We start from the raw sequence: 15,245 nt of genomic DNA on the forward strand, positions 1-15,245 counted from the left end.
CGGCCCCAGGGCCTCAGGGATCGTGCAGTCGAGCATCGGACGTACATTTGCGGCGTTGAATGCCACCAACGAAGCGATCCTGTACGCAAAATCACCGGAAGAACTGTACGGCAAGGTCTGCGAAGCCGCCTTCTCGAGCGGGGACTTCCTGGCCGCAACCGTCTTCCTGCTGGAGCCTGATACCGGCCGCTTGAAATTCGCGGCCGGCTTCGGCGACGACGTCGCGCGCCTGCGCAGCATCAGCATCTCTATTATCGCGAACACCCCCGAGGGCGAGGGCGTTGCCGGGCGGGCGTTCCGTGCCCGGCAGGCCTATGTCAGCAACGACTACATCAACGAAGTCTGTTCGGTGGCCTGGCGCAGCGGCGCGGTTGCGGCCGGCATCGGTGCGTCTGCAGCAATGCCGCTGATCTGTAATGGGCGCAGCGTCGGCGTCTTCATGGTGACGCGGCGCGAGCCGCATTCGCTTGGCGAGGAGATCGTCTCGCTGCTCGAACGCATGGCGGCGAACGTGTCATTTGCGCTCGACAATTTCGACCATGAGGCGTCGCGCAAGAGCGGCGAGCGGGCGATGCGCCGGCTGAACCGCATGTTCGGCGCCATCAGCGCCACCAACGAAGCCATCCTGCGCGCCAAGACCGAGCACGATCTGTATCAACGGGTCTGCGATGCCGCGGTGTTCAGCGGCAAGTCCTTCGCCACCGTGGTGCTGCTGGCCGAACCCGACACGCACTGGCTTGAACCCGTCGCCGGCACCGGCGAGGCGATCGATCTGATCACGCAGACCCGCTTCTCGACCGACCCGGCCAGCGTCTACGGCAAGGGTATCTGCGGCGAAGCGTTCCGGACCCGGCGGCCCTGTGTCGAGAGCGACATCCCCAAATCGGCGAGTTCCTCGCAGGTGAAAATCCACGGCAGTGGCCTGATGGCCTGCGTCGCGCTTCCGCTGACCCGATTCGGCAACAGCATCGGCGTCCTGATCTTCTTCATCAGCAATTCCTGGGCCCGCGACGAGGAGATCATCGCGCTGCTCGCCGGAATTGCCGAGAACGTGTCGGTCGCGCTCGACAATTTCGGTCGGACCACCGAAAAGGCCAAGGCCGACGCCGAAAGGGAGCGGCTGTCGCGGATGTTCGCGGCGCTGAGCGCGACCAACGAAGCGATCATGCGCGCCAGGTCGCGTCTGGAGATGTTCGAGCTGGTCTGTGCGGCGGCGGCGCATGGCGGCGGGTTCAATTCGACCAGCATCCTGATGGCGAAGCCCGGCGACGACTTCCTGGAGATGATGGCGGTCGCCGGTCCCACCGCGGACAATGCGCGCCGTCTCAACGTCTCGCCGAATGAGGCGCGCCCCGAGGGGCGCGGGGTCTGCGGCAGGGCGTTCCGTTCGCGGCAGGCCTGTATCAACAACGACTTCCTGAACGACATCACGAACAGCGCATTCCGCGACGTCATCGACCGAGAGGAGGCGCGATCGGGTGCAGCGTTTCCATTGCTGGTCGACGACCGGCCGGTCGGGGTGATGTTGTTCATCTCCGCCAAGCGCAATACCTTTTCGCCTGAATTCGCTGAACTCCTGCAGCGGCTCGCCGACAATGTGTCCTTTGCGCTCGGCAGCTTCGACCGCGCTGACGAGAAGGCGCGCACCGAAGAGCAGAAGGAGCGCCTGACGCGGATGTTTGCCGCGTTGAGCGCGACCAACGAAGCGATCATGCGGGCGAAATCCCGCAGCGAGATGTTCGACCTGGTCTGCGATGCCGCGGCCGTCGGCGGCCAGTTTGTCTCAGCCACGATCAGGCTGGTGCGGCCGGGCGAGGTCCTCCTGGAGAACGTGGCGGTCTCGGGTTCTGACCGCGTTCGCGCTCGTGAGGTTTTGCTGTCGGCCGATGCGTCGCGCCCGGAGGGGCAGACTCTCACCGGCGTCGCGATCCGCACCCGCAGGCCCTGCATCAGCAACGACTATCTCAGCGATTTCGGACCTGAGTCGCATGTCTACCAGGTCGCCCGCGACAGCGGCGGCAAATCCGGCGCGGCGTTGCCGCTGCTCAAGAACGGCGAGGCGATCGGCGCGCTGGTGTTCCTCTCCGGAGAATTCGGCACATTCAGCCCGGAGATGATGGCGCTGCTGCAGCGGCTCGCCGAGAACGTGTCCTTTGCGCTCGACAATTTCGACCGCGTCGACGAGAAGGCCCGGGCAGACGAGCAGAAGGAGCGGCTGTCGCGCATGTTCGCGGCGCTGAGCGCGACCAACGAGGCCATGATGCGGGCGAAGTCCCGCACTGAGCTGTATCGGCTGGTCTGCGAGGCGGCGGCGACCGGCGGCAAGTTCACCTCCACCACCATCGCGCTGGCGCGGCCTGGCAGCGACTACCTCGAGATCGTCGCAATCGCAGGACCGGCCGCGGAGGGCGCGCGCCAGGTCACGCTGTCGATCAACGAGGCGCACCCGGAAGGACGCGGCGCCTGCGGCAGGGCGTTCCGCTCGGGCAAGGCCTGCATCATCAACGACTACTCTGCCGATCCGCATACGGCGGCCTTCCACGAGCGGGCTCGCCTCGATGGCACGAAATCCGGCGCCTCGTTTCCGCTTGTTGTCGGCGGGCAGGTCGTCGGCGTCATGATCTTCGTGGCGATCGAGAAGGACACGTTCACACCGGAGTTCGTCGAGCTGTTGCAGCGGCTCGCCGACAATCTGGCGTTCGCACTGGAAAGCTTCGTTCGTGCCGATGAAAAGAACAAGGCCGACGAGCGGATCGAATATCTCGCCTCGCATGACAGCCTGACCAAATTGCCCAATCGCGAGATGTTCAACGAGCTGTTGCTTCATGCGATCGAGGCGGCGGACCGCCACCAGCGGCAGTTCGCCGTGCTGTTCATCGACCTCGATCGCTTCAAGGTGATCAACGATTCGCTCGGGCACGACGCCGGCGACATGCTGCTGGTCGCGATCGCCGAGCGGCTGCGCGGCTCGCTGCGTGCGAGCGACGTCGTGGCGCGGCTCGGCGGTGATGAATTCGTGGTGATCCTGGAGGAAGCCGCCGAGCGCGCCGACGTCGAGCGCATCGCGGGCGTCCTGCTGGCGGAACTCAGTCAGCCGTTGCAGCTCAGCGGCCATGAGTGCCACACCACCGCCTCGATCGGGATTGCGACCTATCCGGCCGATGGTTCGGACGTGCAGACCCTGACCAAGAACGCCGACATGGCCATGTATCTCGCCAAGGAGGACGGCAAGAACAACTTCCGCTTCTTCTCCAAGGAGATCAAGGCGCAGTCGATCGAGCGCCTGACGCTGGAGAACGCGCTGCGCCGTGCGCTCGAGCGCGAGCAGTTCTCGCTGCACTATCAGCCCAAGGTCGATATGGCGAGCGGACAGATCAGCGGCGTCGAAGCGCTGCTGCGCTGGAGCCATCCGGAGCTCGGTCAGATCACGCCGGGGCAATTCATTCCGCTGGCCGAGGAAACCGGGCTGATCGTGCCGATCGGCCGCTGGGTGCTGAAGGAAGCCTGTGCGCAGAACATGGCGTGGCAGCGCGGCGGCCTCAAACCGGGCACCATGGCGGTCAACCTCTCGCCGCGGCAGTTCGCCGATCCGCATCTGCTCGACGATATCGACGCGGCGTTGCGCGACAGCGGCATGTCGCCGGTGCTGCTGCAGCTCGAGGTCACCGAGAGCATGGTGATGCGCAACGTGCCGCGGGCGATCCGCGTGCTCGACGCAATCCAGAACCGCGGCATCCGGCTTGCGATCGACGATTTCGGCACCGGCTATTCGTCGATGTCACTGATGAAGCAGTTCCCGATCGATACCATCAAGATCGACCGTTCGTTCGTGCGCGACCTGCCCGACGATTCCGAGGACGTCGCGATCGCGCAGGCGATCATCAGCATGGGCAAGGCGCTCGGCATGACCATCGTCGCCGAAGGCGTCGAGACCTCCGAGCAGCGGGACTTCCTGCGGGCGCATGCCTGCGACGAGATGCAGGGCTTCCTGTTCTCAAAGCCGCTGCCGCCGCGCGATCTCGCGGAACTGCTGAACTCGTCGCCGCTGCTGGCCTCGCCGCCGCTGCAGCCGGCGTTGGACCACGAGGCTGCGGCTGATGTCGAGCCGGACTCAGGGCGGAAACGCGCTGTCGTCTGACGGCTGCACGTGGAGGTCGCGGACGTCGGAATCGGTGGATGCGACCATGCGCGAGAAATCATAGGGCCAGGGCACGAGGGTCTGGTCGGCCATCGTTCGGCGCAGCGCCGCGGCGCCGTCGGCATAGGTCGCGCCGTCATTGAGGCGGAGCTGGCGGCACCACCGGGATGGCAGCGCCTCGGCGACGTCGCGCATCTCGAACGCCGGTCCCCACCACCAGGCCGGAGCAGGTGGCCGCTCCGGTTCGGCAATCGCGCGCCAGCGCACGAACTCGTCGACGATGCGGGCAAATTGCAGCTTGGCGGCGGGATGCATCGATCGGTCTCTCCTGGCCCTCGATGATAGCAGCGCCCTCGATCCATGCAATGCGCGGTGCGGCCCTGCCGGCGCGCGGCGGCTACTTCTGCTCCACCTCGGTCGCGGTCGCCGGCCCTTCGCCCATGATCAGCAGCACGGCGTCCTCGTCCTTGGCGCCGTCCCAATGCACCTGCTTGCCGGTATGGGTGACGAAGCTGCCGGCCGGCATCGGCACCGTGCCGTGCTCGGGGTCGAATTTCGGGCCGGTGCCGACCCACCAGGTGCCCTGTAGCACCACGATGTAGCGATCGTTGGGATGGAAGTGCGGGCGGCTGAAGTGATTGCCCTTCGTCCATTTGGTGTAGACCATGTAGAACCCGGGCTTCGAGGGATCACCGACCACGACGGCATTCTGCGCGCCGCGCGCGTCGACCGGGCTCCAGGGGATCTGGTCCGGCAGCTTGTAGGTGACCGCGGCGGGATTGAGTTCAGCCGCGGAACTGATGCTCAGCATGCCGGCAAAGGCCAGCGGCAGCATCAGGTATCGCCAGAGATATTGCCGAGATCGGTTCGACGACGTCATCGTGTCCTCCCGCTGGATGGGCGCCGTTCGATACTGGCGCTCCGTGTCGTTGTGGCGATGCTAGCCGCTCTCGTTCCGGCTCGGCAAGACACGCTCGCGCACGTGTGACCCGAGGATGCGGCAACAACGCAGATGCAACATGAAAAACGGGATTTACGCCGCGCGCGGCGATGCTAGGTTGCGCGCCACCAAAACAAACGGGAGGACAACCTTCACGAAGCATTTGTCGACGCTCGCGGTCGGTCTGTTGATCGGTGCAGCCGCGCTGCAATTTTCCACCGCCGCCTCGGGCGATGACGGCTGGGTCACGTTGCTCGACAGCACCGCGAAGGGCGATTGGGGCGAGGTCGGCAGGGCCAACTGGGCGATGAAGGACGGCGCGCTGGTCGCCGACAACTCGACGGCAAGGACCTCGCCTATCTCGTCACCAAAACCCTCTACAAGGATTTCCAGATCAGGGCAGAGTTCTGGACCGATGAAGACGCCAATAGCGGCATCTTCATTCGCTGCGAGTCCAACACGACGATCGACTCCAAAGTCTGTTACGAGGTTAATATCTTCGACAAGCGGCCGGATCCGAGCTACGGCACCGGCGCGATCGTCGATGTCGGCAAGGTCGATCCGATGCCGAAAGCGGCCGGCAAGTGGAACGTCTATGAAATCACGGCGCAGGGACCGCATTTCGTCGTGACGCTCAACGGCCAGAAGACCGTCGATGCGCAGGACTCCAAGCACGCGAGCGGCTATGTCGCGCTCCAATATGGCTCGGGCGTGGTCAAGTTCCGCAAGGTGCAGATCAAACCGCTGTGACAGCGGCGGTCGAGGCCGCTTCGCTCTTCGCGTCGTGAGTGTGGCCTCGGGTGCGAATGTGATGGCCGATCACCAGACCGGTCAGGCACAGCAACAGCCCGAGCGCCGGCGGCGCAAACAGCGCCTCCTCCTGGAAGATGCCGTTGACCAGCACTACGATCGTGCCGAAGGCGGCGAGCCCTTGCGTGAGAATTCCGGAGGAGGCGTAGAGGCGCCATGCCTTCAGCGCCATGGCCAGGAAGAAGCCGAGCGGCACCAGTGCCGCGATGCCCATCTGGTAGAGCAATACGCCGACGGCGCTCTCCACCGCGCCCTCGATAGTGCCGGCCTGCTGCGCGGCGCTCCAGTCGATTGTGAAGTAACCTTCGGTCAAATTGCCGCCGACACCAAGTCCACGTCCCAACGGGTTTTGCATGAAGCCGTTCCAGCCGCCCATGAAGCCGATGACGTGAAAGTCGCCGATTTGCAGTCCGATGTGGATAGCGACGATGACATAGAGTACGAGCGCAACGAACCCGGCCACGAGGGTGATGACCGCGCCGAACAGCCAGGTCGACGTCCAGGCAAATGCCACGAAGATGACCAGGATGAGCGCTCCCTTCACGCTGCAGAGAAGCAGCAGTGGTATAGCGGCCACGGCCAGCCAGCGATATCCGACCGAGAACAGGAACAGGATAGAGAATGCAATTCCGTAGCCGAAGCTGATCGCGCTCATGTTCGGTCCGTGAATGCGCAGGATCGTCGACAGTCCGAGATCCTCGAACAGCGGGCTGTTGAGGAAGCCGAAGCGGAAGCGATCGATGAGATCCACCGGCACGTTGCCAGTTGCGCGCATCTGGGCTTCCCAGGCTCCGGAGCGGGTCGCCTTGAGCTCGTCGAACTGCCAGAACGTGTAGCCGTTGGTGATATGGAGCCAGGCATCCCGGAACAGCAGTTCCATATATCCGCAGACGATCAATAGCGTGGCGACGGCCACCAAAAAAGGCGTGATGCGGATTTCGAACGTCGCGGCGGTCAGCAACGATAACTGAAAAAGAAACAGCGGCAGCGCAATGTTGCGCAGATAGAAGAGTGCCGCGCGCGGGTCTTGCGTGGCGCCGATCACGAAATACACCGTGACGGTCGCCAGCGCGACGATCCCCCATGTCATGATCCGGTCGATGTCCGCAGACCGGTTGCGCTCGCGCAACAGATACAGCGCCAGCGTGACCAGCCACATCACCGAACAAACGAGGAAGTTGTAGCCCTTGACGAATTCCATCTCCACTTCGGTCGACAGATATGACGACAGAAGCGAGACGAACAGGTTCTGGAAAAGAATGATGAAGATGGCGATCGACGGCGCATAGGCGGGTGCCGCGAGAACGATCGCGCAGCCGACAAGGGTTTCGACGACGATTGCGAGCGCAGGGTTGGCCGCCTGCAGGATCGGCGCGAATGCGATCGATGCCACGGCGATGCCGAGTGCCGGAATCACGTCGCCCGCCATCAGCGGCCGCTGGGCTATGCCTGCTCGCACGAGCTCTGACCTAAACCGGACGCGTGGCGCGCCACACCCGAATGGTCGATCTAGCGGCTCAATGTGTAAGAACTGGTTAACCAGACGGGCTAGCGCGGCCCGAACAATGCCTTAAGCACATCGGGTTCAGCTTTGCCGGTGATTGCGTCCGCCAGGCCAAAGCCCTGCGACAGCTCCCAGTGGGTCCAGCCCCAGCAATGCTGCCGCGCATAGGCCGTGACGGCGGCGAGCCAGCGCAGCCGGCTGTCGCGCGGGGCTCCCGCCTTGAGCACGCCGAATTCATTGATGATGAGCGGACGTGAATATCGCTGCTGCCAGGCGGCAGCAGGCTGGAGCCATTTGTCGATGCCGCGGTCGGGGATCGCGCGGTCCAGTATCGCAAGCGCCTTGCGCTTGTTCAGCGCACCGAGTTGCTCCCGCAATCGCTGAACCTGCGGATCGTCGGCGCGGATCGGATAGGGCAATCCGATGATGTCTTGGAGCGGTTCGCTCGGATCCCAGTGGGCCTGATGGGTGAACGCCATCGGGTCATAGACGTGAATTGCATAGACGACGTTCGGATCGTCGAGCGGCTTGAAGCCTGGCAGCGCATCGGCGCGCTGCCAGTTGACCGGACCGGTAATTAGTGTCGTTTGCGGAAGCAGCCGGCGAACGAATACGGCGAGCTCTTCGACTTCGTTCTGCCACTGCGCGGCGTCGACCTCCGGCTCGTTCAACAGTTCCGCAAAGACCCGATCGGCCGGATAGCGCTGCATGACCCGAGCGAGCCCGGTCCAGGCATCCCTCATCTCCTGCATCGCGCCGGGTGGATCATCCTTGTGCAGCGCATTGAAGCGCTTGCCGGAATGCAGGTCGACGGAGACGGCATAGCCAAGCGCAAGCAGGGTTTTCAACGCACCATCGAGCGTGTGCAGGCGTTGGTCGCGATCCGCTGTCGTGGCGAAGCGCGGCATGACATCGTCGGCATGCACCGGCAGCCGGATGTGGGCCATGCCCGCTTTGCGCAGTTCGAGCAAGAGGCTGCGGGGCGGTGCAGACTGCGGATCGGCAATCCAGCCGTCGGCGTTGACGCCGCGTGACAGGGCTTCGATCCGGTCCGCAGCGACGCCTTCGATCAGGGACGGGCATGCCCGGGCGGCGGCGGACAGCAGAATGGATGCGGCGGCGGTGATGGCAAGGATCGACCGCCGGGCCATTGGACGATCAGCTCGCGACGGCTGTTGCAGGAGAGCGGTGCGCGGCGGCCCGGTTGGCGCGGCGCTTACGCATACTGCTTGTCGTGCTGATGGCTTGCAGCGGTCGGCTGGAGCTCATTGAGGACGACGCCGACCAGCTTGCGCTGCGCGCCACCGAGCGCGGTGATGATGCCTTCCATGCAGTCGTTGATATCGCGTTCGGCCGGCAGGACCGCGACGAGGCCGTCGGCAACGTCAAGCAGCTTGCGCTCCGCCGTGCCCCACGGCATCGGGGGCCCGTCCAGGATCACAAGGTCGTAGCCACCGGCTGAGCGCGCCTGGGCGACCGCCTTGCGGATCGCCTCGCCGGCCTTGGCAGCGCTGCCCTGGATCGTAGGCAGGATCATGATGCCGTTCGCGGTGTTGACCGCGCGGGCGGCCTTGCTGCCGACGTTGAGCCAGCCGAAGCGGCTTGGTTCAGACTTGCCGAAATGCGCGACCTTGTTCGACAGGGCATGGCTTGCGCCATCGGCATCGATCATCAGAACCCTGGCGCCACGGCGTGCCGCGGTCAGCGCGATGTTGAGCGCAACGACACTGCGATCATGATCAGCGTCTGTACCGATCACGGCCACCACGATGACGCCTTCGGGATTGGTCCGGTTGGCGAGCGCTGCGCACATCTCCCACATCGTGGTCGAGAACGCCGACTGGGAGGCGCCGGTGCGCAGGGTCGGCCAGCCGAACCGCGTGACGTCGGCGATGTTGCCGCCGGTCAGGATTCCACCGAGCGTCCGCATCACGTCGGATTCCTGCAGCTCGGCGATGATAGGCTTCTCGATCAGGCCGACCGCAGGCCGCGGCTTGGGCCGTGGAGTGACCGGCTGCTTCGCCGTCGCGATGACGGCCTGCCGCTCCGGAGCGGCATCCTCCTTCGGCTGGACCCTGGGCCTGATCGGATCGGCGCCGTGCGCGAGCTGACTGGCGGCGATGGCCCAGGCCGCAGCGGCAAGTCCGCCGAACATGAAGCCGATCATCGCGAGCAGGCTCATCGCCGGCGGGAAGGTGCGGCGCTGCGGAATGGTGGCATCGCCGATCACCCGGGCGCTGGAGGTGTTGAGGGTCTCCTGCTCTTCGGTTTCACGCGAACGCTTGAGGAAGGACTGATAGACGTCGCGGCTCGCATCGACCTCGCGCTCGAGCTCGCGCAGACGGACCGACGCCTGGCTCATCTGCACGCTCTGGCGCTTCTGGACGTCCAGCGCCTTGTTCAGCGACCCTTCATAGTCGCGGGCCCTGGTCAGATCGTTCTTGGCCGACAGCGCATAACGGTCGATTTCTTCCTTGATGGTGCGGCGCAGGTCATCGACCTGCTGCTCGATCTGGCGCAGCGCCGGATGCCGCGGTCCCAGCTCACCCTGCAACTCGGCCTGCCGCTTCTTCGCATCGGCATATTGCGAGCGGAGATTGGCGATGGTCGGCGACTGCAGGGCTTCGGGAATAGCACCTGGGTCGGTCGAACCGCGGCGGCTGGCCTCGATCTGGTCGAATTTGGCCTGGGCGTCGAGCGTCAGCGCGCGTGCCGCGGCCAGCCGCTGATTGCTGGCGGAGAGCTGCTGGTCGCTGATCTGATTGTCCTGCGAGCCAACGAAGTTGTTCTGCGCCTTGTAGGTCGCGAGCCCATCTTCAGCGTTGCGCAGCCGCTGCTGCAGTTCCTTCAACCGGCCGGACAGGTCGCTGGTGGCGCGACGGGCGGCAGTGGCCTGCGACTGTTTGGACTCGGCGAGATAGGCCCTCGAGACCGCGTTGGCGAGCATCGCGGCCTTCGCCGGGTCGTACGACCAGACGTCGATGTCGACGATGAAGGTGCGGTCGGTCTTCTTCACATTGATGTGGCGGCCGAGCGAATCGAGCGCGTTCATCTCGATCTGCTTTTGCTCATCCGCGGTCACCTTCGGCTCGATGCCGAACAGACCGAGCAGCGATGCGAAGATGCCCCTGGTTGCGGCGCCGCCGCCAAACTCCGGATCCTTGACCAGATCGGTGTTGCGGATCACCTGCAGCAGCACGTTGTTGGATGTGATCAGGCGCGACTGGCTCTCGACCACCATCGAGAGGCCGGATACGTCTTGGGCGCGCGGGGTCAGCTCGCGATCGACGAGCTGCAATTCGCGCGGGTCGACATAGAGCTGGGCGCTCGCGGTGTATTTCGGCGTCAGGCTCTTGCCGATCGCGACCGCGATGCAGGCGCAGATCAGGGCGGCGGATACGATCGCGACCTTGCGCTCCCACAGCAGCCGCACCAGGTCGAGCACGCTGAAGCCCGCCGTAACCGCGGCGTGGAGAGGCTCCGGCTTCGCCCGGCCTATCGGCTGGTCATAGTTCAGCATCAACCCCAGCTTCCATTCGAACTGGCTGCACGCATCGGCTGAGGGGTTATCTTACGGGTCACGCAATGCGCGCGGGACGACAACGCGGATAAGACGCAACACGAAAAATTAACCATACCCATTGAGGGACTATTCACCAGAAAGGCAAACAAAGCGTTTAACCGCGGGCGCATCGAAATGCCTCTGCCATGGTCAACGCCGGGATGCCTCGTCGTGCCGCGGCTTCAAGCGCGTAGGTCATGAGATCGGGCGAACAACCATAGAGGCTCGGCCGGTTGGCGACGTCGTGGCTGTAGAAAATTAACCAACCGTTAGTGTCTCGAGCCTCGTCGAACGCTTGATCAATCCGTTCGCGGGTCATCTGGCGGTCGATCAGCGGCATGGCGCGAAGGAACTGCGGGTCGACCTCGCCGCTGTTGACGCCTGGTACGATGCTGCGGCAGGTGCGGAACTCGGACTTCAGCTGGTGCTTGCGGGCGTAGGAGCCGTAGCCGAACGGGTAGGCGAAGGTCTCGATCGACATGGTCGGATCGAGCGAATGCAAATAGGTGCGATTGCGATCGATCTCCGCGGCCAGCGACGTCTCGTCGAGATCGCAGGCGCGGCGATGCGAGAAGGTGTGGCAGCCGACCTCGTGGCCACGACGATGCAGCGAGACGACGTCGTCGGCGCTGCCGCTGGCCCAATCAGGCGTGTCGATGCCGACCAGGCCGCCGGATACGTAGAACGTGCCGCGGGAACCGTAGGACTCGAGGATATCGGCCCCTAACGTTGCGGCGCTCTTCGGCAGATCGTCAAAGCTGAACGTCACCATCGGCGTGGCATTGTTCAGCCGGAAATGCTCGACCTGCACATGCATCGCCAGCCGATGGCTGACCTTGACCCTAGCCTCTGACCACAGAGCATTCATTGTTGCAGCTTTCGCAAGATCACATGGTAGTCGCCGTGCCGGACGTCGGCTTTGCCTGTTAGCACCGCATTCATGATCCTTGCCGCGGCGTCGATCAGCGCGGCGATCATTGGCTTGCGGCGGCGCATCTCGGGATAGCGCGGGCTCTCGTACGTCTTCCGGTAGATGACCTGCAGCCCGTGCCGGCCGGCAAAGACCTCGAGATTGGCAAGCGTGACCAGCGGATGGAAATGGGTCGGGAAGGGCGCCTCGCCCGGCAGCCCGGCTTTCTTCTCGCCGCGGATGTGGCGGTAGAACCAGACGTGGAACCAGTGCGGCGAATATTTGGTGACGACGCCCGAGAGCGACTTCGGATTCGGTGCGCCGATCAGCAGCAGGCCGTCGTGCTTCATCGCCGTACAGAAGCCGGTTAGCACGGCCTCGACGTCGGGCACGTGCTCGATGACGTTGTAGCAGATGATCAGATCGAAGCTCTGCGGTGCGAAGCGATAGGTCTGGAGGTCGCCGAGGATCGCCTGTTGTGCGTAGCTGTTGTTGCGGATCTGATCTTCGTCGATGTCGACGACGGTCACATGCGCGCGATCGAGCACATTGAGCGGCAGATAGCTGGTCGAGCCGCCGCCGGCCTCGTAGATCGACAGTGGTCCCCGCGGTAGCTTGGCTTCGAGGATGCTGTGAACCGTCAACAGGCTCTGCTTGGCCTCGCCGGGCGGCAAAGCGAGCAGCGATTCAGGGTGGATTGGTGCGACCGGGGCCAATGCTGTCACATGGACCGGCGGAGCATCAAGCGTGTCGAGCGCAAAGGTCTTTGTCATTGGCTCATCCAATATTGCTGTTGGCAAACTTTGTGCGGGCCGCGATCAGGCCCTGTCTCAGCCGTCCGCGGACGCGCGCGATGTCGAACAGCCAGCACAGCGCGGCATAGACCGCGAGTCCCGCGCCGGTCAGTGCGATGCTGACGGGGAGATCGGCGAGATGCAGGCTGCGGTCCAGCGCTCCGACGGCAAGGACCATGGCGAGCGCTGCGATGACGATCAGGGCCAGCCGGCCGAGCGGGATCGGGACCGGGAAGGCGAAGCGGCTGAGCACGAGGGCGCTGGCAAAGCCGACGATATCGGCGCCGAGCCGCGCCCATGCCGCGCCGATCGTGCCGTAATGGCTGACCAGGACGTAGGACAGGATCACATTGGCGGCGATGATCGCGGCGGTGTTGATCAGATAGAAGGAATTGCGGCCGGACAGCAGGAAGCCGGCATGCAGATATTGCTGGGTCAGCACCTGGAAGATCACGGCGACCGCGATGACGGGCATGATCTGCGCCGCGACCTCGCGGAAATCGGTGCCGAGGATGATGTTGGCGATGTGCGGGGAGATCGCCGCAAAGCCGAGACAGGCCGGCAGCGTGATGCCGGCGAGCAGTTCGAGACATTCCGCAAGATGGCTCTTGACCGCGGCGTCGCCCTGCTTGGCGTGGATCTGCACGGCCATCGGGAAGAAGGCGGCGGCGATGCTCATCGCCGGCATCATCAGGGTCTGGCGCACGAGATCGAGCGCCGCGACATATTTGCCGGCGTCCGCGGCGCCGATCAAATTGGCGATCACGAAGCGGTCGGTCACGCTCGAAATCGCGAGCAGCGTCACCGATACCGTCAACGGCAGGCCGGTCCGGGCGAGTGTGGAAAGATCGGCGCGGTCGAAGCGGATAGTCGTGCCCCGCCACGCACTGCGCGACTGCACAAGAACTGCGACGAGGTAGGCCGCGGCCGCCGCCGATAACAGCAGGAAGCCGGTCGGGCTGACCAGTGCGACGATGACGCCGAAGCCAAGCAGTGCGCCGGCGCGGACCAGCGTCGCCCTCATGACCGAGAGCGCCTTAAGGCGCGCCCGCAGCAGGTCCTGCGTTAACTCGAACAGGCCGATCGCGACCGCGAGCGCAACGGCGGCCATCGCGGCTGTTCCATCGAGTCCGACGAGGCGGGCCAGCGCATAGGCGATCGGCGCGGTGAGGCAGCAGACCAGATAGCCTGACAAGACGAGGCCGCGGACATCGGTGCCGTCGTTGCGGGCGTGCCCGCTCAGGATCAGGTTGCGGAACCAGCCGACCAGGAACACCGAGATGACGGAGGCGAAGCCGACGCCGAGCAGATAGACGCCATAATCATGCGGCGCGAACAGCCGCGTGAAGATGAACACGCTCAGCAGTCCCAGCACAGCCGAGAGGATGTTGGCGGTCAGATTGATGCTGGCCTGTCCGATCAGCATAGGGCGGCAACCCCCGCGGGTTCGATGGCCTGGTGAGGGGCGAGAATGGCATCGCTCTCGGCGACGACCTCGCGGATCGTCTCGACCGGCGTGCCGGAGAACGACGCGATCGAGAACGCGACGTCATCCCTGTCGGCGCGCAGCAGCAGCCGATTCAGTTCATCCTTGCTCAGGGTCGGGTCGTCCCAATAGCTGATGCACTGTGTCTTGGGCACGACAGTGTGACGTAGCGCGGAGGCAGCGTCGTTCTCTACGAAGAAGCCGTACAGCAGATATTCGGAGAACTCCCGGGTCTTGCACAGCGCCTCGATCCAGCTGATGCCGGTGACGGCCTCGATGCGTTCGGCGAGCGCCCGCGTGGTCTGCTTGTCCCAGAATATGATGTGTCCGATGAAGTCGGGCGCCGGGAAGGGCGGCGTCGGTAGGCCGAGGAGCTGGTGACTGGTCTCGAGCCAGCGCGAGTGACGCGGCTGGTCGGCAGTCACCGCGTCGTCCATCTTCAACAGCGGGATCGTATTCGGGTACTCGAACTTCGCCAGATCGAAATCGCGGAAGAACACGATGTCGGAATCCAGGATACAGACGCGCTCATAGGGCAGCGCCATGGTGGCGGCGATCTTCAGGATCTGCTGGACGTGCCAGCCGTTCACCGGCTTGGCGCGCAGCGACCACCAGAACTGGCGGCGCTTGCGCTGGATCATCCGCGGCAACGGCCGCAGCCAGTCGGGGAGAAAGGAGGAAGCCGGAATGATGATTCGGCGCTCGCTCGCCAGCGGCGCGAACAGTGACAGGTCGCAGTCCGGGACGAGCAGATAGTGTTTGGAGAAAGACGTGACGTGGCGATCCACGCTCTCGCAGAGCAGCGTGCAGATCTCGAGATCGCGCCCGTAAGTCGGGGTCATCAACGCGACAGGGTTCATCTCGTCAGTCTCTCCGGCAGGACCGTTTCAGGGCGGTACGTTGCAGTCGCCCGAATGTCCTTGTTGCCAGTTCAGCAAGATCGATGCCGGGGCATTCCGGGCGCACCGCACGCGGTCCTTGATGGTTAATTGTTTGTAAACAGCTCGATGGTGCGCCGGTTAACGGGGTGCGCAGTAACCATTTGTGCGCGCGATTTCGCGCTGGAAGGCGTTTTGCCCGGATATTGCAGTGCTCGTGCCT

10 protein-coding genes and 1 pseudogene are annotated in these 15,245 nt (G+C 64.3%); 2 read left to right on the forward strand and 9 right to left on the reverse strand.

The genetic code is table 11. The features are described 5' to 3' along the window. The first annotated feature begins 22 nt into the window (after positions 1 to 22). Complete coding sequence (locus UP10_RS25055) at positions 23 to 4,138, forward strand: bifunctional diguanylate cyclase/phosphodiesterase (RefSeq protein ID WP_044589865.1); 4,116 nt, start codon at positions 23 to 25, stop codon at positions 4,136 to 4,138. Here the strand turns inward: UP10_RS25055 and UP10_RS25060 are convergent. Both UP10_RS25060 and UP10_RS25065 read right to left on the reverse strand, forming a co-directional pair. Further along, positions 4,112 to 4,453, reverse strand: coding sequence for a hypothetical protein (locus UP10_RS25060; protein WP_044589866.1), 342 nt, complete (start codon positions 4,451 to 4,453; stop codon positions 4,112 to 4,114). The two genes, UP10_RS25055 and UP10_RS25060, sit on opposite strands and share 27 nt — an antisense overlap. Before the next feature lie 82 nt (positions 4,454 to 4,535). Further along, entirely contained in the window at positions 4,536 to 5,018 is a 483-nt protein-coding gene (locus tag UP10_RS25065) for a cupin domain-containing protein (protein WP_245321842.1), read from the reverse strand. 139 nt (positions 5,019 to 5,157) lie between these two features. Here UP10_RS25065 and UP10_RS25070 point away from each other — a divergent pair. Then, positions 5,158 to 5,828: pseudogene (locus tag UP10_RS25070) on the forward strand (3-keto-disaccharide hydrolase). Here the strand turns inward: UP10_RS25070 and UP10_RS25075 are convergent. The 7 genes from UP10_RS25075 to UP10_RS25105 form a co-directional block, all read right to left on the reverse strand. Then, positions 5,815 to 7,347, reverse strand: a complete 1,533-nt coding sequence (locus tag UP10_RS25075; protein ID WP_044589868.1) for a hypothetical protein — start codon at positions 7,345 to 7,347, stop codon at positions 5,815 to 5,817. The pseudogene UP10_RS25070 and the gene UP10_RS25075 sit on opposite strands and share 14 nt — an antisense overlap. 89 nt (positions 7,348 to 7,436) lie before the next feature. Then, on the reverse strand, positions 7,437 to 8,543 hold the full coding sequence (locus UP10_RS25080) for a glycoside hydrolase family 5 protein (RefSeq protein WP_044589869.1): 1,107 nt from the start codon (positions 8,541 to 8,543) through the stop codon (positions 7,437 to 7,439). Between the two features lie 65 nt (positions 8,544 to 8,608). After that, positions 8,609 to 10,912 (reverse strand): exopolysaccharide transport family protein, encoded by a 2,304-nt coding sequence (locus UP10_RS25085; protein WP_044589870.1) that lies wholly within the window; start codon positions 10,910 to 10,912, stop codon positions 8,609 to 8,611. Between the two features lie 157 nt (positions 10,913 to 11,069). After that, positions 11,070 to 11,822 carry a polysaccharide deacetylase family protein gene (locus tag UP10_RS25090; protein ID WP_044589871.1) on the reverse strand — a complete coding sequence of 251 codons (753 nt, stop codon included), beginning with the start codon at positions 11,820 to 11,822 and terminating at the stop codon, positions 11,070 to 11,072. Next, the gene (locus tag UP10_RS25095; protein ID WP_082077243.1) at positions 11,819 to 12,637 is read right to left on the reverse strand and encodes a class I SAM-dependent methyltransferase; all 819 of its coding nucleotides are present in this window, start codon (positions 12,635 to 12,637) and stop codon (positions 11,819 to 11,821) included. Before UP10_RS25095 ends, UP10_RS25090 begins: the two co-directional genes overlap by 4 nt. Before the next feature lie 4 nt (positions 12,638 to 12,641). Next, positions 12,642 to 14,084: a lipopolysaccharide biosynthesis protein gene (locus tag UP10_RS25100; RefSeq protein WP_050043796.1), complete on the reverse strand. Its 1,443-nt coding sequence runs from the start codon at positions 14,082 to 14,084 to the stop codon at positions 12,642 to 12,644. Beyond that, the gene (locus tag UP10_RS25105) at positions 14,078 to 15,004 is read right to left on the reverse strand and encodes a DUF6492 family protein (RefSeq protein WP_050043797.1); all 927 of its coding nucleotides are present in this window, start codon (positions 15,002 to 15,004) and stop codon (positions 14,078 to 14,080) included. Before UP10_RS25105 ends, UP10_RS25100 begins: the two co-directional genes overlap by 7 nt. Between the last annotated feature and the right edge of the window lie 241 nt (positions 15,005 to 15,245).

The organism is Bradyrhizobium sp. LTSPM299 (genome assembly GCF_000938235.1).
Lineage (GTDB): Bacteria > Pseudomonadota > Alphaproteobacteria > Rhizobiales > Xanthobacteraceae > Bradyrhizobium.